Annotated in this window: 15 protein-coding genes; 9 read left to right on the top strand and 6 right to left on the bottom strand. The window is 57.2% G+C overall.

Annotated features, from left to right (window positions below; all coding sequences use genetic code 11):
- Nucleotides 1-184 precede the first annotated feature (184 nt).
- Nucleotides 185-922 carry a PHB depolymerase family esterase gene (locus tag AGR1_RS21425; protein WP_149148185.1) on the bottom strand — a complete coding sequence of 246 codons (738 nt, stop codon included), beginning with the start codon at nucleotides 920-922 and terminating at the stop codon, nucleotides 185-187.
- Between the two features lie 424 nt (nucleotides 923-1,346).
- On the opposite strand from AGR1_RS21425, the gene AGR1_RS21430 reads away from it, so the two are divergent.
- Nucleotides 1,347-3,413 (top strand): ATP-dependent helicase, encoded by a 2,067-nt coding sequence (locus AGR1_RS21430; RefSeq protein WP_149148186.1) that lies wholly within the window; start codon nucleotides 1,347-1,349, stop codon nucleotides 3,411-3,413.
- A 59-nt stretch (nucleotides 3,414-3,472) separates the two neighbouring features.
- Here AGR1_RS21430 and AGR1_RS21435 read toward each other — a convergent pair whose 3' ends face one another.
- Nucleotides 3,473-5,644 carry a TonB-dependent siderophore receptor gene (locus AGR1_RS21435; RefSeq protein ID WP_149148187.1) on the bottom strand — a complete coding sequence of 724 codons (2,172 nt, stop codon included), beginning with the start codon at nucleotides 5,642-5,644 and terminating at the stop codon, nucleotides 3,473-3,475.
- 6 nt (nucleotides 5,645-5,650) lie between these two features.
- Between AGR1_RS21435 and AGR1_RS21440 the strand changes: the two genes are divergently transcribed.
- The 6 genes from AGR1_RS21440 to AGR1_RS21465 all read left to right on the top strand — a co-directional run bounded on the left by AGR1_RS21440 (nucleotide 5,651) and on the right by AGR1_RS21465 (nucleotide 10,780).
- Nucleotides 5,651-5,881: a hypothetical protein gene (locus tag AGR1_RS21440; RefSeq protein WP_149148188.1), complete on the top strand. Its 231-nt coding sequence runs from the start codon at nucleotides 5,651-5,653 to the stop codon at nucleotides 5,879-5,881.
- A 45-nt stretch (nucleotides 5,882-5,926) separates the two neighbouring features.
- Nucleotides 5,927-6,739, top strand: coding sequence for an ABC transporter ATP-binding protein (locus AGR1_RS21445; protein ID WP_149148189.1), 813 nt, complete (start codon nucleotides 5,927-5,929; stop codon nucleotides 6,737-6,739).
- Nucleotides 6,736-7,779 (top strand): iron ABC transporter permease, encoded by a 1,044-nt coding sequence (locus AGR1_RS21450; RefSeq protein ID WP_149148190.1) that lies wholly within the window; start codon nucleotides 6,736-6,738, stop codon nucleotides 7,777-7,779. The genes AGR1_RS21445 and AGR1_RS21450 overlap by 4 nt, the downstream gene beginning before the upstream one ends.
- Nucleotides 7,776-8,816, top strand: a complete 1,041-nt coding sequence (locus AGR1_RS21455; protein WP_149148191.1) for an iron ABC transporter permease — start codon at nucleotides 7,776-7,778, stop codon at nucleotides 8,814-8,816. Before AGR1_RS21450 ends, AGR1_RS21455 begins: the two co-directional genes overlap by 4 nt.
- A gap of 7 nt (nucleotides 8,817-8,823) precedes the next feature.
- Nucleotides 8,824-9,786 (top strand): ABC transporter substrate-binding protein, encoded by a 963-nt coding sequence (locus AGR1_RS21460; RefSeq protein ID WP_149148192.1) that lies wholly within the window; start codon nucleotides 8,824-8,826, stop codon nucleotides 9,784-9,786.
- Nucleotides 9,787-9,883: 97 nt separating this feature from the next.
- On the top strand, nucleotides 9,884-10,780 hold the full coding sequence (locus AGR1_RS21465) for a MurR/RpiR family transcriptional regulator (RefSeq protein ID WP_149148193.1): 897 nt from the start codon (nucleotides 9,884-9,886) through the stop codon (nucleotides 10,778-10,780).
- Nucleotides 10,781-10,820: 40 nt separating this feature from the next.
- On the opposite strand, the gene AGR1_RS21470 is transcribed toward AGR1_RS21465, so the two are convergent.
- Nucleotides 10,821-12,107: a glycosyltransferase gene (locus tag AGR1_RS21470; RefSeq protein ID WP_149148194.1), complete on the bottom strand. Its 1,287-nt coding sequence runs from the start codon at nucleotides 12,105-12,107 to the stop codon at nucleotides 10,821-10,823.
- Between the two features lie 475 nt (nucleotides 12,108-12,582).
- Here AGR1_RS21470 and AGR1_RS21475 point away from each other — a divergent pair, with 475 nt between their 5' ends.
- Together AGR1_RS21475 and AGR1_RS21480 are read left to right on the top strand one after the other, a co-directional pair.
- Nucleotides 12,583-14,346, top strand: coding sequence for an ABC transporter ATP-binding protein (locus tag AGR1_RS21475; RefSeq protein ID WP_149148195.1), 1,764 nt, complete (start codon nucleotides 12,583-12,585; stop codon nucleotides 14,344-14,346).
- 40 nt (nucleotides 14,347-14,386) lie between these two features.
- Complete coding sequence (locus tag AGR1_RS21480; RefSeq protein ID WP_149148196.1) at nucleotides 14,387-15,817, top strand: mannose-1-phosphate guanylyltransferase/mannose-6-phosphate isomerase; 1,431 nt, start codon at nucleotides 14,387-14,389, stop codon at nucleotides 15,815-15,817.
- A gap of 91 nt (nucleotides 15,818-15,908) precedes the next feature.
- Here AGR1_RS21480 and AGR1_RS21485 read toward each other — a convergent pair whose 3' ends face one another.
- From AGR1_RS21485 to AGR1_RS21495, 3 genes are read right to left on the bottom strand one after another with little or no spacing between them, the layout of a single operon-like run.
- Entirely contained in the window at nucleotides 15,909-18,002 is a 2,094-nt protein-coding gene (locus tag AGR1_RS21485; protein WP_187772256.1) for an NAD(+) synthase, read from the bottom strand.
- The gene (locus AGR1_RS21490) at nucleotides 17,977-20,067 is read right to left on the bottom strand and encodes an FkbM family methyltransferase (protein ID WP_149148197.1); all 2,091 of its coding nucleotides are present in this window, start codon (nucleotides 20,065-20,067) and stop codon (nucleotides 17,977-17,979) included. Before AGR1_RS21490 ends, AGR1_RS21485 begins: the two co-directional genes overlap by 26 nt.
- Entirely contained in the window at nucleotides 19,985-20,527 is a 543-nt protein-coding gene (locus AGR1_RS21495) for an NUDIX hydrolase (RefSeq protein ID WP_149148198.1), read from the bottom strand. The genes AGR1_RS21490 and AGR1_RS21495 overlap by 83 nt, the downstream gene beginning before the upstream one ends.
- Nucleotides 20,528-20,547 lie beyond the last annotated feature (20 nt).

Raw genomic sequence — 20,547 nt, forward strand, 5'->3', positions numbered from 1 at the left:
ACATCCGATATTTGCTAATACGTATTAGCTGCTAATGCGCATTAGCACGATTTGTGGGCACCGAGTCAAGGGATAAAGATGCACTTGCTGAGGGAGGCCACAGGGTTGTGACAAAAAGCCCGTCTGCGGCGGCGGCACTGGTGAAATCGGCTATAACAGCCGTAAAATAGCGATCAGCCCGGATTCACGGACCCGCAAGTGCTTTCTCATCGGCGAGCTTCTGCTCAAGCAACCAGGTCCACATCGCCTCGTTCTTCAGCACTTTCCCTTCGACCGCTTCATGGTCCGTATCTTCAAACACGGTGAGCCGAACATTTCGTTTCAGTTCCTGAAGGCGTTGCACGAGGACCACCGTGTCGGACAGCCGAATCACAGCGTCATTTGCGCCATGAAACGCCCAGAAGGCTGTTCTGTCATTCGTTCGATTGAGATAATGCCGGATACCGCCGCCGGCGATCGGGACGATTGCGGCAAAAGTTTCAGGGAATTGCGCGGCCATCGACCATGCCCCAAACCCTCCCCGGCTATAACCGATCAGATAGATGCGCTCGCGATCCACCCGATGATCGGCCACCACCGCCTGCAGAACACTCGCCACACGCTCGATCGGATAGAGCAGCTCTTCACTCGGATTTTGCGGCGAGAACACCAGAAAAGGAAAATCGCGGCCTTCTTCGATCATTTTCGGCAGACCGCTGCGGCGCAGCTTTTCGATGTCGCTGCCGCCCTGATCGCCGCCATGCAGCCAGACGACGAGAGGATAGGTCTTATCCGAACTGGCGTAGTCCTTGGGCGTGTAGAGCAGATAGTCGATATCAGAGGCGATGGTGACATCGGATTTCATCGCCTTCTGTTCGGCCTGAGCAAAGGTCGAGGCAGCGATTGCGGCGACTGCAATCAGGTAAAGTTTCAGATGCGTCATGGTCTGATCCTCCCAAAATGCGCCTACTCCCGGGGCGCAATTGTTGAACTCGCGGATCACCGGGTTGGTTCAAAGGTTTCGCTGCAGGTTGCGAAAATGCACTGAAACAAATTGAGAGTATTTATATATTTCAGAATAACACTGCTATTTCCCCATGCGTAATCTAATTTTCGATTACGGGATCGGGCACGCCCGGCAACCAGCCGCCACCGACGAACTGCAAGCGACCTTTCGGAACGATAAATCTCATCACCCACCGTGTTTAAACGACTGGAACGAGGCGTTCAGCATTTGTTCTGGATTGGTGTTTGAGTCTTTGCTAATCATTGAGACAACAGGGCAGACAATGGCCGGCGATTCCGACAACTGCCATCTCTGAACGGGTCCTCACCATGGGGACAGGCAGGTATCAAGGATTGTTCGCATGGCGGTTGCCTATCTGGAAAAGCTCAACGAACAGCAGCGCAAGGCGGTGGAGCATGGCGTTGGGCTGACAGAAGGCCACACGGCCGGACCTCTGCTGATCATCGCCGGGGCCGGTTCGGGCAAGACCAATACGCTCGCCCACCGTGTCGCCCATCTGATCGTGAACGGCGCCGATCCCCGCCGCATCCTGCTGATGACATTTTCCAGACGTGCCGCCACGGAAATGTCGCGGCGGGTCGAGCGTATCTGCAAACACGTTATCGGGGCAAATTCGGCAATCATGACCGACGCGCTCGCCTGGTCCGGCACGTTTCACGGCATTGGCGCGCGCCTGTTGCGCATCTATGCCGAACAGATCGGGCTCAACATCGATTTCACCATCCACGACCGCGAAGATAGTGCCGACCTGATGAACCTTTGCCGGCACGAGCTGGGTTTTTCCAAAACGGAAAGCCGTTTTCCGACAAAGGGTACGTGTCTCGCGATCTATTCGCGTGTGGTGAATTCCCAGACGCCGCTCAAGGAGATATTGCGCCAGCATTATCCCTGGGTCGCCAACTGGGAGAGCGAACTCAAGGAACTGTTTGCAGCCTATGTGGAGGCAAAGCAGGTCCAGAACGTGCTCGATTACGACGATCTCCTGCTTTACTGGGCGCAGATGGTGAGCGATCCCATTCTGGCTGATGATATCGGCAACCGCTTCGACCATGTTATGGTCGACGAATATCAGGATACCAACCGCCTGCAGGCCTCGGTGCTGATGGCGCTCAAGCCCGGCGGCCGCGGGCTGACAGTGGTGGGTGACGATGCGCAGTCGATCTATTCCTTCCGGGCGGCGACGGTGCGAAACATCCTCGATTTTCCGGCTTCTTTCAGCCCGGCGGCCGACATCATCACGCTGGACCGCAACTATCGCTCGACGCAGCCGATCCTGGCCGCCGCTAACGGCGTGATCGATCTGGCGCGCGAGCGGTTCACCAAGAACCTCTGGACAGAGCGGGAATCTCTGGAGCGCCCAAAGCTCGTGACGGTGAAGGACGAGACCGAACAGGCGAATTTCATCATCGACCAGATTCTCGCCGCCCGCGAAACCGGCATGACGCTGAAACAGCAGGCCGTGCTGTTCCGCACCTCCAGCCATAGCGGGCCGCTCGAGGTGGAACTGACCCGTCGCAACATCCCCTTCGTCAAATTCGGCGGCCTTAAATTCCTCGACAGCGCCCATGTGAAGGACATGCTGGCGGTGCTGCGCTTTGCGCAGAACCCGCGCGACCGTGTCGCCGGTTTCCGGCTGCTGCAGATGCTGCCAGGCATCGGACCGAAGAAGGCCGGCAATATTCTCGATGCTATCGCGACGGACCCCGAGCCGCTGCTTGCCCTTGCTGAAATTCCGCCGCCGCCGAAGACCGGCGATGACTGGACAGCCTTCACGCAGATGCTGGTGGGTCTGCGGCAGGCCCCGAATGGCTGGCCGGGCGAAATCGGACAGGCACGGTTGTGGTACGAACCCCATCTCGAGCGCCTCCATGAGGACGCCGACACCCGCAAGGCAGATCTGCTGCAACTCGAGCAGATCGCCGGCGGCTACCCTTCACGCGAGCGCTTCCTGACCGAGCTGACACTCGACCCGCCCGATGCCACCAGCGATCAGGCCGGCGTGCCGCTGCTTGACGAGGATTATCTGAGCCTCTCGACCATCCATTCGGCAAAAGGCCAGGAGTGGCGCTCCGTCTTCATCCTCAATGTGGTCGACGGGTGCATTCCCTCCGACCTCGGTGTCGGCACCACCCAGGAACTGGAGGAAGAGCGCCGGCTGCTTTACGTCGCCATGACCCGCGCCAAGGACAGCCTGTCACTGATCACGCCGCAACGTTTCTTCACCGGCGGCCAGAACCAGCAAGGCGACCGGCATGTCTACGCCGCAAGAACCCGCTTTATTCCGGCGACCTTACTGCAATTCTTCGAGACGATGGCCTGGCCGCTGGTTTCAGCCGCAGCTTCGGAGCGCAGCGCGCAGCAGATCCGCATTGACGTGGGTGCGCGGATGCGCGCCATGTGGAAATAGAAAGCGGGGCGTTCACCCCGCTCTCATGACTGGCGATAGTTTTCCGGTCGACGCCGTTGTCAGAACTTCACGCTGGCCGTGAGGCTGACATTGAAGGGCTCGCCCACGGCATTGGCATAGCTGGTGGAGCCAATGGACGAGGTGTAATAGGTCTTGTCGAAGATGTTCTTCAGGTTGAGCTGCAGCGTCACCGGCTTTTCGAACTGAAGCGTGTAGGTGGCGAAGGCGTCGAAGACCGCATAGCCTGGCAGATTATAGGAATTGTCGTTGATGCCGGCGCGCTCACCCACCGCCCGGACGCCACCGCCGATGCGCAGCGTATTGCCGTTCGGACCGACCTCACCGACATCATAGGCAAGGAAGAGCGAGCCGGTGTGGCGCGCCACATTCGGCAGGCGCTTGCCGGCATAGGTGGGATCTTCGAGTACGAGCGCATCCGTATAGGCATAGCTTGCGATGAGATCGAGATCGTCGGTCAGGCTGCCGGCAATATCGACCTCCACACCGCGCGAACGGACGAGGCCGACGGCCTTCACCGTCGAGACGCCGCCGACATCTTCCGAATAGGCGACATTGCGCTTGCGGGCGTTGAACAGGGCGATATTGGCGTTGAGCCCGGCGAAAAGATCGAACTTCGCGCCCAGTTCGTAGGAAATGCCCTCTTCTGGATCGAGCCCGCCATAATAGGCGCCGATGGATGACTGCGGGCGGAAGGTTTTGGCCACATTGGCGTAAAGCGAGGCATTCGGAGTGAGCTTGTAGACGAGGCCGGCATTGGGAATGAGTTCGCCGCCATCCTTCTCGGTATTGACGACGAAGGGACGGCCCTTACCAGCATAGATGTCGTAATATTGGTAACGCAAGCCGCCGACCGCGATCCACTGATCGTTAAGATGCAGGGCGTCCTGCATGTAGATCGAGGCGGTGGAAAGTTTTTCCGTCTGGTCGCTGTCGACCGCTCTCACCGTGGTGCACACCGGCAAGCGGCCATAAACCGGATTGTTGATGTTGAAATTCGTGGAATTCGCGCATCTCAACATGTCGGTGCGCAGGGTGTCGCTGTAGTCATAGGACGCACCGAACAGCAGGTCGTTGCGCAGCCCGCCGATTTCGGCCTCGCCCGTCAGATCCGCCCGCACCGCGTGATTGTAGATCGTGGAATATTGCGTCGCATCGGCTCGTCGCGTCACCTGTCCGGTGCGGGAATTATAGCCCATCACACGCGCCTGATTGTCCGAATATTCGTTGCGGCTATAGGCGTAATTCAGCGACAGCTTCCAGTCATCAGAGAGTTGGCGGTCTACGGCGATGCTCGCCAGATCGGATTTGCCGTCGGTGATATTATAGGCTTCATCAAGGCGCAGGCGGCGGCTGACGTTGATCGCCTTGCCGGTCGCCGGGTCGAAGATCGTGCCGCGGTCAAACGGCACGCTGTAGTCCTCATGCATGTAGGAAACCGTAATATCGGTGTCCTCACCGCTCCATTTCAGCGAAGGCGCGAGCAGCCAATTTTTCTTCTCACCGAAATTGCGCCAGTAATCGCTGTTTTCCCCCTCGCCGATCAAACGATAGGAAAAATCCGTGCCCGCAATCGGGCCGGTAACATCGAAACCGCCTGATGTGCCGTACTTGCCCGCCCCATAAGCAGAAAAGCGCGAATAGGCCTCCGCCGTGAACGTGTCCTCGGGTTTCTTCGTCACGACATTCACCATGCCGCCAGGATCGAGAATGCCGTAAAGGGTGGAGGCCGGGCCTTTCAGCACTTCCACCCGCTCGACCGCATCGTTGAAGGAATGCGGCAAGGCCGTCTTCAGCCCGTTGATGAGGATCGAGCCGTCACGATTGTCGCCGAAACCACGGCGGATGACGGCATCCTGCGTACCGCCGAGCGTATTTGCCTGGGTGACGCCGCTGACATTGCGCAGCGCCTCGTCCAGCGAGCGAGCCTGCTGGTCGCGCAGCACCTCGGCCGTCACCACATTGACCGATTGCGGAATATCGAGGAGCGGCGTCTCAGTGCGCGTTGCCGTGCCCGTCGTCACCGGCTGATAACCGCGCGCACCTTTTTTCACATCCGCATTGACGGTTATGGTTTCGAGCACGGTCGTCCCGTCGGCATTCTTTTTCGGCGCAGTACTCTCCTGCGCGAATGCAGGCAGGGCAACCCCGGCCAGAAGAAATGCCAGCAGCGCCCGCGAGCGCACCCTAATGATCATCGAACCGTCATGCATCCTGTCTTGTCCCCGACTGTCCCAAATCGTCATCGCGACGATGCACCGCTCTTTCAATTGATGAATGTAGTAGTCAACTTTATTGCCGCATCAGCGCGGCAAAACATCGGCACCGAAGGCTGCATTCGCGCTTCCTTCCGTGTCATTTCAGCCCATGACAGCCGCTTTTTGTTCAAATCCACCGGCAAAAACCGCTTTTTCGAACGCTATATACTTGACTACTACAGTCATAAATAATTCTGGTGGCAATTCATTAAGACGGGGACGATTTTGAACGACGGCATGAGACCCATAAGGACGGATAGAGGGCTTGCGGCAGAGGCGATCGAGCTTTCCTATGGCGACACGCCGGTGCTTGCGGATATGTCCATCGATGTCGCGCCGAACCGCTTCACCGTTCTGCTTGGCCCGAACGGCTCCGGAAAATCCACGCTTCTTTCAGCACTTGCCCGCCTGCACCGGCCCGCGCGGGGCCATATTCTTCTCAACGGCAGCGATATCTTCCGCCACCCGACCAAGGCGGTGGCGAAAAAGCTCGGCATGCTGGCGCAGCAGAACCATACGCCGGAAGGGCTTTCGGTTTTCGATCTCGTCTCTCGTGGCCGCTACCCGCATCAGGGATTTCTGAAGCAATGGAGCGAGGAAGACGCCCGCGCGGTGGAAGAGGCGCTTTCCGTGACCGGCATGTCCGATCTGGCGGAAAGAGCAGTCGACAGCCTTTCCGGCGGCCAGCGCCAGCGCGCCTGGATCGCCATGGCGCTGGCGCAGCAGACGGATATAATCCTTCTCGACGAGCCGACGACATTTCTCGATCTGCATCACCAGATGGAGGTGCTGGACATGCTGGCGGGCCTCGTCAACCACCACAACCGCACGATCGTGGCGGTGCTGCACGACATCAATCTTGCCCTGCAATATGCCGATCACCTGATTTTCCTGAAGGATGGGCGGCTGCGGCACCGGCTGGAAACAGCAGCGGCCTGCGATGCCGGCATCATTGCCGATGTCTTCGACATGGCAGTTGCGCAGCTGATGCATCCGGTAACGGCACGGCCGGTATTTCTTCCCCTGCCCGGACGGGCCGGCGCCGCATGATGCCCAACGCAACCAGCGGAGGCGCCCTTGCCCTGCGCGAGCGTGCCTATGGCCGCACGCTTGCGGCAGCACTTCTCCTTCTGCTCGCCATGCTGCTTCTGGTGCTGGCACATATGGCCACCGGCCCACGCCCCATTTCGCCGCACGTTCTGCAAGACCTGATATTTGCTTATGACGCCCGCAATTTCGACCAGCAGGTTTTGATGCGCCTGCGCCTGCCGCGTCTGCTGGCCGCGATGGAGGCCGGGGCCTGCCTTGGAACAGCGGGGCTTCTGCTGCAAACCCTTCTTCGAAATCCGCTTGGCGAGCCGCATATTCTGGGGTTGAATGCCGGGGCGAGCCTCGCTGTCATTCTGGCGACAGTGATGCCGTTCGGGCTGATCGCAACGCCGCTCCTCCGCCCGTTGCTGGCAGCGACGGGCGCGGGCATCAGCTTCTCGCTCGTACTTCTCCTTGCTTCCGCCGGTCGGCAGGGGCTGACACCGGCAAAACTCGTTTTTTGTGGCATTGCGCTTTCCACGCTTGCCGGAACCCTCACCTCCGCAATCCTCATTCTCAATGAGGAAACATTGCAGCAGATGCGTTTCTGGCTTGTGGGCGATACGGCCGGCGTTTCCATGGCATCCATCGCCGCCGCCCTGCCCGCAGCCGCGATCGCGCTTATCCTCGCTTTCGCCGTCGCTCCCCGGCTCGATCTTCTGGCGCTGGGCGAGAGTGCTGCCGCAGCACTCGGTGTGCCGATCCGTTCGACCCGTATTCTGGCGCTTGTCTCCACATCGCTGTTCTGCGGCGCGGCCATCGCCGTCGTCGGTCCCATCGGTTTCGTCGGCCTGGTCGTGCCGCCGCTCGTTGGACGCGTGAAAACGGGTCGGATTCTGCTTGCCATACCCATCGCTGCACTCGGCGGCGCGGTTCTCTTGATCGCCGCCGATCTCGCCGCCCGTCTCATTCTCCTGCCGAAAGAACTGCCCACCGGCGCGATGACCGGCCTTGTCGGCGCGCCGGTGTTTCTCTGGCTGGTGCGCAGGGTGCTGAAATGAACCGTTACAGGGTTGTCCGACTAGGGCGCTTTTCAGTCCGCTTCATGCCGTCGCGGCTAACCATTCTGATGGCGCTTTTCCTCTGCGTCATGCTTGTCGCCCTATGGTCGCTCTCCGCCGGTAGCCAGCATATTCCCGCCTCCGCCCTGTGGTCGCTTGTCACCGAAACCAACACCGATCCCGCCGTGACCGACGCGGTCGTGGTTCTCGACTTCCGGCTCTCGCGCCTGGCGCTTGCGATGGTGGCCGGCGCCATGCTCGGCATTGCCGGCGCCATCATGCAGGCCACGACCCGCAACGGCCTTGCCGATCCCGGCCTGCTCGGCGTGCGCGAAGGCGCATCCCTTGCCGTGCTGGGCTGCCTGTTCCTGCTGCCGTCCCTTCCGGTCACGTTGCGTCCCGTCGCAGGTATTACCGGCGGGATGGCATGTGCCGCAATCGTTCTGATGCTCTCCGGCGCAACCTCGCGCCTGCGCTTCGTGCTGACCGGCATCGGTTTTTCATGGTTTTTATCAGCGCTGCTGCTTATCCTCATGGCGTCGCTGGATATTCGTAATTTGCAGACAGCGATGATCTGGATGGCTGGCAACCTGCAGGGCGCAAGCTGGACAGCCGTTTCAATCCTCTCCGTCATCCTCCTCATCGCCCTTGGTCTTTTGCTCCTGACGGCGCGCGCCGCAGACGTGCAGGCGCTCGGCGATCATGCGGCGACAGCACTCGGCGTCCATAGCCGTCTCCTTTCGGTGCTCCATGTCACGCTTGCCGTCACACTCACCGCATCCTGCGTTTCCTTCACCGGCAGCATCGGTTTTGTCGGTCTGATGGGACCGCATATCGCCCGGCTTCTGTTGCCCGGCGGCTCCTATCCCGGGCTTGTCTTGGGCGCAGGTCTGACAGGCGCAATTCTGGTCGCAGCATCCGACACCATCGCCCGAACCGCCTTTTCACCGTTGGAGCTACCGACCGGCCTCGTTCTTTCCGCCGTCGGCGCACCCACGCTGCTTGCTCTTCTCTGGTTTCACCGGCATCGCCTATAGGTCCCCCATGCGCAAAACACTCCTCGCCTTTCTCCCAGCTGCCGCTTTTCTCTTCGGCATAGCCACGGCCCAGGCCGAAGAGACTAGCCGAAGTTTCACCGACGACCTCGGCCGCAAGGTTTCCATTCCGGCAAAGCCGAAACGCATCGTGACGCTACACGATATCGACCTCACCATTCCGCTGATCGAACTGGGCGTGACGCCGGTGGGCAGCCACGGCCGCGTGGGGGCGAACGGCAAACCCTATCTGCGCTCCAGCGCCATTCTGACCGGCGTTGATTTCGACAATAGCGACATCGCCTATATCGGCTCCATCAATGCCGATCTGGAGGCGATTATCGCCCTCAAGCCCGATCTCATCCTGACCGAGCCGGATCGCCCTACCCCCGTTGAAAAACTGGCGCAAATCGCCCCCACCGTCGCCATCGACAATACCAAGGACGGCGCGCCGCATATTTACAAAGTGCTGGCCGAGCTGACGGGTACGCAGGCGCGTCTTGCCGTGCTGGAGCGGCGCTACCGCGCGCAGATCGAGGCGCTGAAGGTATCGGTCGATACCGGCGCCATCACCGTTTCGGTGTTCCAGCCGCTCAACGGCAAGATCAGCGTCTACCACACCTATCGCGCGCTCGGGCGGGTGCTGCGGGATGCGGGGTTTCGTTTCCCCGCCATCATCGACGCCATTCCGGAAGGCGACCGTATCGAGATCAGCGCCGAACGCCTGCCGGAACTCGATGCCGATATCATCTTCGATCCCTATCGCTCCGATACCGGCGCTTCGCCGCAAGCGGAAATCGACATGATGGAAGCCGTGATGCCGGGCTTCTGCAATTTTCTTCAGGCCTGCCGCAACGGTCGGTACATCCTCCTGCCGCGCGAGGAAGCGATTTCCAACTCCTATGCCGCGCTCAGCCTCATGGTCTCCGCTGTCCAGTCGCATTTGACGGTGCGGCCAGGAGCCGAAAAGTGACGGTAGCGACCATCGCGGACAAAAGCGCTTGCCTCGCGGCTTGGCACGCTGCTAATCCGAGAAGAAGAGTAGAAAACTCAGCTTCACGGAAGAATTCATGCCGGCTGGCGAAACGCATACATCAAGGCTTCGGCGCACCGACCGTTTCGGCGAGCAGCTGCGCAAGCGCCGCGACCGCCTGTCGCCGGGCCTGCTTGCCGTTGCCGAATATATTGACGGCCACCGCCATGCGGTTCTCGCCAAATCGGCGCTGGAAATCGGCTTCGAGACCAATACATCCGATGCGACCGTCATCCGCGCCATACAGGCGCTCGGCTTTCAGGGGCTGGTCGATCTCAAGGAAACGCTGGAGGCCTATCTGGGCGTGACGGATTCGCCCGTCGAAAAAATGGCGGCGACGACAAAATCCATATCCGGCAACTGCGATGCAGCGATAGATTTCGTGCTCGACAATCAGAAAAACACGCTGGAGATGCTCTCAAGCGCAGAAAACCGCGACGCCATGGCGGCCGCCGTGCGACTTCTCTCGCAAGCGCGCGGCATCGGCGTGCTCGGCATCGGCGCCTCCGGCATCATCGCCACCTATGCGGCAAGGCTGTTCCAGCGCTCGGGCGTCCATTCCTATGCGCTCAACGCCACCGGCATCGCGCTTGCAGAGCAGTTGCTCGAGCTTGAAAACGGCCACGTCCTCATCATGCTCCTGCACGGCCGCGCCCACCGCGAAGCCCAGACCGCCATAGCCGAGGCAGGCCGCCTCGACATCCCAATCATCATGCTGCTCGGCCAGGAAGACAGCGTGCTGAAAAAACACGCCAACGCCAGCCTATTCCTGCCCCGCGCCAAAAACGAAGGCGTGGCGCTCCACGCCCCCACCTTCATCGCCATGGAAACCATGGCCCTTGCCCTCTCCGCCGCCTGCCCCGAGCGAAGCCTTGAGACGCTGGAGCGACTGGTGGAGCTGCGGGCGTCGATCAGGCCGCATAAGCGGGTTTAAATTACAACGACACTGTCAAGCTCAGAATGTCGATGTACCGTTAAGCCGGTCCCCTTATTTTGTTGCTATCTTGAATTGTCTTAAGTATCTCTGATGCAACGTTTCGCCATGTTCGCATTTGCGGCTTAAATTCAGCAATCTTGGCTTTCAGAGAAGCGTATTCACCCGGCTCCAACAAGAGTTTGCGAACCAGACTCGCCAATTCCTCAGGTTTTTCCGGGTCGAAGTAAAGCGCGAGCGTTCCACCTGCCTCCCGCAAGGCAGGTACGTCCGCGGCAAACGCCGGCGTCCCGCACCATAGAGCCTCACTGATCGGCAGACCCCATCCTTCCATCCTGCTCGGCAAGACCAAGCCGTAGGCATTTTCGTACAGTAAGCGTAATTCCGCCTGATTAGGATTAAGCACGAAGTGAAATTTGTCGGCTATTGGCCGGAACTTCTCTTGCTTTAAAAATTTTTCAACCCTTTTCCGCCTCGCGCCAGCTAACACCAGTGCGGGCGGAATAACACCTGATTCCTGCAATTCCAGCATGGCCTCAACAACGCACTCCAAGTTTTTGCGGCCATTGTAAATGCCGACACCCAGCAGATAGCGATCTTGAGGTGGCTTCTTGTTGATCGGCTCAACTGTCTCACGAAGCTCGTTGCAAAGCGGTACAGCCACCACATCGGGTACTGGCGGCAATGTGCCAACATCTGAAAAATGCGCTACCTCCCGCGCCGTAAATTCAGAATTTGTCAAAATCAGTGCGGATGCCCCGATAGCGACCTTGTTATCGTGAATGAAATTCCGCGGAAATGAAAACTGATTCCGATGTGTGAAATCATGCAACGGAATCATATCATGGAGCATCGGAACAAAGATGGCTTTTTCACCGCGTTGGTTCAATGCCATGAGGTAGTCGGACATGATTTTCGGCCTCCCTAGCGAGACCAGAATCTGTCCGTCCAGGTCGACCTCTCGGACGGCCCCCGCCGGAATGGTTGCCCAGCGTTTGCGATTGCGATGCTCAACTATTGTGCGCACAACACCGTAGAACAGAGACTTTAGAAAATTCGTGTCGAAAAGGTTCTGCCGCAGGCGCACAGGGGTCGCGCTTGAAGGAACGTTTGGATCCAGAACACCCGTTGGCGATGCGTCACCGGTGCGCGGAAACACTTCAAAAAAACGACGATGCAACGGTGAGTAGATGACATATCTTACGGATTTATCCAGCAAGGTCAGCTCATAAGCGACCTCCATCACGGTTCTTGCAATTCCGTAATATTTGAATTTCACTCCTGAATTCAGGAACAGTTCCGACAGATCAAAAAAAACTTGGGGCATTTACCGTCCTGCCTGACGGACGTATCCGTCATAAAAAACATTGGATTGCAAAAGCTTACGGGCTTATATGCCGCGCCATTGTCGATCGCCCGCCACTTAGTTCGGGATATAGATTTTGAACAGCGCACTTGTCAACGGCAAGAACCTTCGGGCTGTGCAAAACTAGATGTTTCACACCAACAACCAATCCAAGAACTACTCACATCTAGTGCCCAGCAAAACCAGTGTCCTTGGGCACCACCACCGGAGGGAGATTGACACTTGACGATCACCCATTTAAGTGCACTACACCAATTTCGGATTAGACGTGCCTCGGCATTTGGAACCGGTGTTAAGCTTTGAGTTTTCTGACTATGAAACTTGGGCGTATCATATATGAGCGTTACACAGAACATCACGCCGCTGATTTGGGTTTGTTTGCCTGACGTGATAACACTCGCCAACTGCAGTTTTTGCACCAATTAGGAATATCGCTGTGATCGGATCATTTTTGTCGCAAAACGACAAGAAGCTGCTGGTACGACTGTTCAAAGAGAACTTCAAGAAGCATGTTGGCTGGTACTCCATGGCAATCGCGGCCATGGTTGTCGTTGCCGCGACGACATCTCTTAGCGCCTGGATCATGCGCGATATCGTTAACAGCGTTTACCTGAAGCGTGGCTTCGATGTTGTTCTTGAGATTGCGTTCGCGGTCGCCGCGATCTTCATCGTCAAGGGGCTCGCCACCTTCGTGCAGAGCTATTATCTAAGCAAGGCTGGTAATAGCATCGTAGCGGAGCAACAGCGCAAGATTTACGACCGGCTTCTGAAGCAGGGGGTTTCTTTTTTTCAGAACTTGCCGTCCTCCGAGCTACTCATTCGAGTCACCTATAACGCTCAGGCTGCGCGTAGCGTCATCGACACGATCGTAACGTCGTTTGTCCGCGATCTCTTTTCGCTTATCGGACTCATAATCGTGATGTTTGCCCAGAACTTTCTTCTGAGTGCGATCTCAATGATTATCGGTCCTCTTGCGATTTTCAGTGTTCGCCTTGTTCTGCGGCGCGTCCGCAAAATCATGGAGGCGGAACTTGCCTCGTTGGGTGAAATCGTCAGTGTCGTGCAGGAGACCAGCATAGGCGTGCGCGTTATCAAGGCGTTCTCGCTCGAGAAACTGATGCGCCAACGCATGGACAAAGCGGTATCGGATGTCGAGCATCGCGCAAATGGCATAGCGAAACTTGAAGCGGCGACAAGCCCGATCATGGAGACGCTCTCTGGCCTGGCGATTGCAGTTGTCATCGCCGTTTCCGGCTACACAGTCCTTGAAAAAGGCGGTTCTCCGGGCGACTTGATGGCCTTCATCACTGCCCTGCTACTTGCTTATGAACCGGCAAAGCGTCTTGCACGCATGCGCGTCCAGATCGAAAGTGGCATGATCGGTGTGCGTATGATGTTTGAGGTTCTCGATGCTCCACTGACTTTAAGCGAGAAAAGCGACGCCGCACCGCTGCCAAAAGCAAGCGGCGATGTGGAGTTGAAAAACGTTGGCTTCGAATACGTTTCCGGTCAGCCCGTTTTGAAAGACGTCAGTGTCCTTTTCGAAGGTGGAAAGATGACGGCACTCGTTGGGCCTTCAGGAAGCGGCAAATCCACAATTATAAATCTGATTATGCGCCTTTATGACCCGCAAAATGGGTTGGTTGAGATCAACGGCATGGATTTGCGCGACGTGTCCTTCGCCAGTCTGCGGGAGCATGTATCCTATGTGGGTCAGGAAACATTCCTGTTTTCCGGCACTGTAAAGCACAATATTTCCGTCGGTCGTGACAACGCTACGGAAGAGGAAATCGTTGCTGCGGCCAAGGCCGCCAATGCACACGACTTTATCATGAAGATGCCCGAGGGTTACGATACCAAGCTTGGTGAAAACGGCTCCGGTCTGTCCGGCGGTCAGCGGCAGCGCGTCGCGATCGCGCGAGCCATGCTTAGAAACGCGGATATTTTGATCCTTGACGAGGCGACAAGTGCCCTGGATTCCGAGTCCGAAGCGCTTGTCCGAGATGCTCTGGAGCGCCTCACGCTCAACAAGACATCAATCGTCATCGCTCATCGTCTTTCCACTATTAACAGGGCAGACAAGATCGTCGTTATGGACAATGGCGAAGTTGTAGAACAAGGTAGCCGCCGTGAACTGCTCTCGGCGGATGGCCTCTATAAGCGCCTGCACAGCATTCAGTTCGATGCGGATGTAGCTTAAACTTAGCAGATCTATAAGGCCGCGTTGGAAAGGTTTTGTTGTGAAGGAACACTCTCGAAAGATCACGCCGGTTCTTCTTGCTGGCGGTGCTGGTTCGCGGCTTTGGCCGGTATCGCGCGATCAGTTGCCCAAGCAGTTTCAGCCGCTGGTCGGCAATCTTTCGACCTATCAGCAAACGTTGCAGCGGGTGGGCGATAAGAGCCTCTATGCCGAGCCGCTTGTCATCACCAACGAGGATTTCCGTTTCTTCGCCCGCCGTCAGGCGGAAGAAATCGATCTGCCGGCGACGGTGGTGCTGGAGCCCGCCCGCCGCGACAGCGCCGCCGCCATGGCCGCCGCCGCCGTGCTGGCCGAGCGCCGCGAGCCCGGATGCCTGGTGCTGGCGCTTGCCGCCGATCATGTGGTGCTCGATGCCGACAAGTTCTCCGACGCCGTGAAACTCGGCGCAAAAGCCGCCGATCAGGGTAATATCGTCGTCTTCGGCCTGGTGCCGACCGAACCGCGCACCTCCTACGGTTATATCAAGCCGGGCGAGGCGATAGACGGCGAGGAAGACCTCAGCACCGTGGATGCCTTTGTGGAGAAGCCGGATATGAAGACGGCGATCTCCTATCTGGAAAAAGGTTATCTCTGGAATTCCGGCAATTTCCTGTTCCGTTCCGATGTGATGATTGCCGAGCTGAAGGCCTTTGCCCCGGAGATTCTGGCGGCGGTGACGCAAGCGGTCGAGCAATATGAAAGCGACCTGGGTTTCGTGCGCCTGCATCAGGAAAGCTTCGAGGCTTCGCCGAAAAATTCCATCGACTATGCGGTGATTGAGAAGACCAAACGCATGGCGGTGGTGCACGGACATTTCCGCTGGTCGGATATCGGCAGCTGGGATGCGATCTGGGAAATTGCCGACAAGCGCGGCAACGACAATGCGCTGGAAGGCAATGGCGTTTTCATCGATTCCGAAGGCTGCCTCATCCATTCGACGCAATTGCTGACGACCGTGGTGGGCGCCAGGGACATGGTTGTCGTGGCCACCAAGGATGCGGTTCTGGTGGTACCGAAGAACCGGGTGCAGGATGTGAAGGCTCTGGTGGAGACGCTGAAGGACGGCGAACATGCGCCGCAGACCCAGACCCACAAGCGCGTCTATCGCCCCTGGGGTTATATCGAACACATGTATGTGGACGAGCGTTACCGGGTGGGCCATATCACAGTCGATCCCGGCCACCGCATCTCGTTCCAGAAGCATTATCACCGCTCGGAACATTGGATCGTCGTCAAGGGCACGGCGACGGTGACGATCGGCGAAGAGACGAAGTTGCTGACGGAGAACCAGTCGGTTTACATCCCGATCGGCCAGCCGCACCGGCTTGCCAATGAGGGGCAGATTCCGCTCGAACTGGTCGAAATCCAGACCGGAGCCTATATCGGCGAGGATGATGTCATCCGCATCGAGGACGATTATAAAAGGAAGTGACGAGCGGATATGCTGCGGATAAAAGCAGCGATCTGGATTTCCCCTCCCCGATAAATCAGCGCCCTTCTGGCAGAGCGATCTTCTGCGCCCTCTAACCTCTGGGGGGCGGCGTAAGCGCCGCGTCAAGCTCACGTAGCCAGGCATCTGCCGATGCGTCCGAAGGCATGCGCCAGTCGCCACGCGGAGACAACGAGCCACCGGAGCTCGTTTTCGGACCATTCGGAACTGCGCTACGCTTGAACTGGCTCGTTTGAAAAAAGCGCCTTATGAAGACTCTCAGCCACGACCTGATGGTTTCCAGGTCATAATCCCGTCGGTCAGTATCCGCGAAGTCGGATGGCCAGTTACCCATTTTGACATCCCTCCAGGCGTGCCACGCAAGAAAGGCAATCTTGGACGGCCTCATTCCATATCGTACCGTGTAAAAGAGATTGAAGTCCTGGAGCGCATAGGGCCCGACGAAATCTTCAGTCTTCTGACTTGGTGCATCTGCATCACCTGGCACCAATTCTGGGCTGATTTCGGTCGACAATATATTCCGAAGAACTTCGGAAGCTTCCTCACCGTAAAGACCGCGCGCCGCCACCCATCGAATAAGATGTTGAATAAGGGTTTTGGGAACCGAGCAATTGACATTGTAGTGACTCATATGATCACCCACGCCATATGTTGCCCACCCGAGAGCAAGCTCGGAGAGATCACCCGTGCCAAGGACAATTGCGTTGTGCCGATTTGCCAGCCGGAAAAGAAGCGAGGTCCGGGCTCCCGCCTGAACATTTTCAAAGGTGATATCGTAAATTTTTTCACCTTCGGCGGCAGGATGACCGATATCTCTCAACATCTGCATCGAAGCTGGACCTACGTCGATTTCATCCGCCGTCACTCCCAAAGCCCGCATCAAGCGCCATGCATTCGATTTCGTGGTGTTGGTTGTCGCGAAAGCTGGGAGGGTCCAGGCAAGAACATTGGAGCGAGGTAGCTTCAACAAATCCATGGCGTGGAGCGCAACCAGAAGGGCGTGAGAACTATCCAATCCACCGGAAACGCCTATAACCACGCGTTCGATCCCACTGGCCTTCAAACGACGGGCAAGGCCTTGAGACTGTATCTGAAAAGCTTCCTCGCAGAGAGCATCAAGCTGACTTTTGTCATCTGGAACGAAAGGAAAGCGGGCAATTTTTCGCTGCAAGCCAATATCGTTTGCGGAGGGCTGAAGATGAAAACCAATATGCCGATAATCTTTTGGTGCAAGATCGCGCCGATTCGCGACAAGGCTACCATTCCGCAACCTTTCCGCTGCGAGAAGTTCAAGGTCGATATCCGTGACGATCATGCCGGCGCTGGTAGAAAAACGCTCAGATTCTGCCAAAAGAGTTCCAGCTTCATAGACCATTGCATGGCCGTCCCAAGCGAGGTCGGTGGTTGATTCACCAAATCCTGCCGCGGAATAGAGATATGCGGCATTGCAGCGAGCGGATTGCACGCGGCATAACGCGTGACGTTCGGCGGACTTGCCGATAATTGCATTGGAAGCTGAAAGGTTTGCAATAACAGTGGCGCCCGCAAGGGCGGCGAGGGACGAAGGTGGCGTCGGCACCCAGACGTCCTCGCAAATCTCAATCGCCAGCACGAAATTCTCTATATCCTGCGCAGCAAACAAGAGGTCCGTTCCGATCGGAACCGTCGTCCCCAAAAGCTCAATCGTCGCACCTCCTTCAACGATTGCGCCTGATGCGAAGTGCCTTGCCTCATAAAATTCGCGATAATTCGGCAGATAGGTTTTAGGGACGATACCCAAAAGACGACCGCGGTGCACCACGACCGCGCAATTAAGAAGGTGTCCCTGCCAGCGCACCGGCATTCCCACCAGAATCAGAGGTGTGAGCGTCTCGGTGCGCTTTCGCAGCAGTTCGAGAGCTGCTTCCGCCTCATCAAGCAGCGTTTGCTGATGCAGCAGATCATCAATCGAATAACCGGTCAAGCCGAGCTCGGGGAGGACAAGAAGACCAACCGACTGTTCGTCTGCTGCCTCCAATAGCGGTATCGTGGCTGCAGCATTCGCCAGAGGCGAAGCGGGCGAGACCAGATGCGAAGCAACGGCACAACGAAGAAAGCCCTGCGCGTAAGCCGAAGAGAAAGTCGTTGGTGTCACCTGTTTATTACGCGTCATCGTGTTCACTTGCATTCATGCCACCATCAGCAACCACTCCAATGAGAAGCCAGGAGGGGCGCACCCAAAATAAGGAAGAAAAACGCGGACGCCATTGTTTCCAATTCAGCAAAACCGCTTCGACGACGCCCTGCGCAGCACTTTGTTCCGCCAGGATCGAAGGATCCGGACAAAAATCATGCCACATGACAAGCCCACCGGGCCGAACCACCTGCAAGGCCTTTTCAGTGTCGTTCGCCACGACATCAGCCGTGTGACCGCCGTCGATCAGGGCGGTGTCGAAGAAATCGCTATCGAAAGCCGAGGTATCAAACTCTCTGCTGTCGATCAGTAGCTGCGTGACCCGTGAAGCCAGTCCTGCTTCGCGATAAAGGCGTCCAATTCGATTTCCACCATCCGTAACGCCCGATGCGTCTGAATACAAAGAACGCCCCTCGGCATCCTTTTCCCCTTCGGGAAGATTGAGTGTCCACACGTGTGCTTCGGAATGCTGTAAGCAAAGCCGCGCACCAAACCCCTCCCAGGTTCCAAATTCGAGGTGATGCTTTGGGCGAAAGGCGCGGTAGAGTTGCTGCAACACCTTCGCATCATGCACTTCCATGCGAAACTGCGTGAGCGGCATGTTAACGAGGTTTATCGGAGCGCGGAACGAGCAATCCAAACCGAGGCGTTCTCCCAACATATGAGCGTCAACGATTTCGAGCTTGTCTTCAGGCACATCGAAACTCGATGACGGGAGACCCTTGGCGGCCTCACTCAAGGCGATCTCTTTTTGTAAAGGATTCATCGAAGGCGACGGTGTCGCGTTGCGTCGAGCTTCGGCTTGCAGCACAACTGGCTCACTGAAACGTACTCTTGCCACGCCAGGCAGCGTAGGACCCTTTCTGATAACAATACCGCGCAGGTCCTCAACGTTATCAAGAGCTATAGCAATGGTCGCTTCCCCACCTGGGAGCACAAAAGCTTCCGATCCGATGAGTTCTGAAAAACCTTCTCTTACGCAAAGAACTCCAATATCTGCTCCGGACACGCCGACCGACAGGCGCACGATTGCCGGCCCTTCACAAACTGGTTGCACTTTCCAGATCAGGCCATAACCCCAGGCAGGTGCATCAATAATCAGATCACCAGTTTCCTCATCCACAACACCCGCACCAGTCGACTCGAACGTAGCAGCAACGTCAGCCGCTGATGCAGCCGTCGCGACAAGAACCGGCGAAACATAGACAGGTTCCCGTTCATGTATAAGCCTCAGACCATCAACTGCAACGGGTACGCCTTCAGGACGACGCAAGAGGAAATTTTCGCCATCCATCACGAGAGCCTCGTGATAGCCGACTGATGCCAACCACTCGAGTGCTTGCGAGACGCTCTGCTTTCTTTCCGCCAACGCGTGGTTGAGTTCTACAAGAACCCAAGGGTTAAATTTATCGAGTGTCTGAAGAGACCCTTTCAACACTTCGAGATCGAAACTGTCGACATCAACCTTGAGAAGATCAAGCCTGTCCCACTCCAGACGCTGCATTTCCGCGTCCACTGTAGAGAAAGGAAACTCTTCTACCTCCGCGGGACTGCCCCATACGCGGAATATCGCATCTCGACGGTTCCCTTCCGTCTCTCCCATAGCGATCTGCCGGACTTCGACATTTGAAATCCCATTAAGCTCGAGATTATGCCTGAGCATCCGATGTGTTTCGGTCGGCTCGAACGCGACGACAAAACCTTCCGGCGCACAACGGCCAAAAAGGGCGGAGTAATAACCGATATTGCCCCCGACATCGAAAATCCGCCAATCGCGACCGATATTGCGGACACACCACCGTTTTGTCTGCATCTCACAATAGGGATAGTAGCCTCGCATATGCGCGTAATAGGATCCGAGACAAATTGGCTCCGCCTCGGGAACCATCATCCAGATCGGAGCAAGATCGAGCTGGATAGCAGGGGCCGAAGCTTCAACATCCAGACCCGGTTGAGATTCGGCGGGGTGTTGCTGTTCAAAATCCGAAGTGTGCTCGGGTCGCGAGCCAGACGGCGAGCTGAGGAAGGATTGTACAATGTCCCTGATCGATCGCCGCATTTATTTCCTCCACTGTCATAACTTTGAGATCAAAAGTTTCAAGATCGTCATGATCAGCGACGCCTACAGGACGACAACCCGTCAGGGCAAAAAGATGCGCGCGCCCGCAGCCCTGATTTCCGCTGACTGTATAACTGCCAAAGCCAATTGCCTGCTCCGCAACATAACCAGTCTCTTCTCGCAGCTCCCGTAGCATAGCCCCGACGGCATCTTCACCGGGCTCCACATGGCCAGCCGGAAAGGTCATGGAATAACAACGCGCGCCGTGCTTATATTGCCACAACGTTAAAATACTGCCGTCCGCCAGAATGGGCACGGCTATCGAATAATCAGGCAAGTGAACTTGGTGATAGTCGTCGACAATGCGGCCATCCGGTAGCGATACAGCCTCGACTGAGAGCGTTACGAAGGGAGACACATAGAGCTCCCTCCGATTTTTGACGGACCAGGCGTTATTCATTGCTGTTTCCGCACCCCGAA

The organism is Agrobacterium sp. B1(2019), from assembly GCF_008274755.1.
Lineage (GTDB): Bacteria > Pseudomonadota > Alphaproteobacteria > Rhizobiales > Rhizobiaceae > Agrobacterium > Agrobacterium salinitolerans.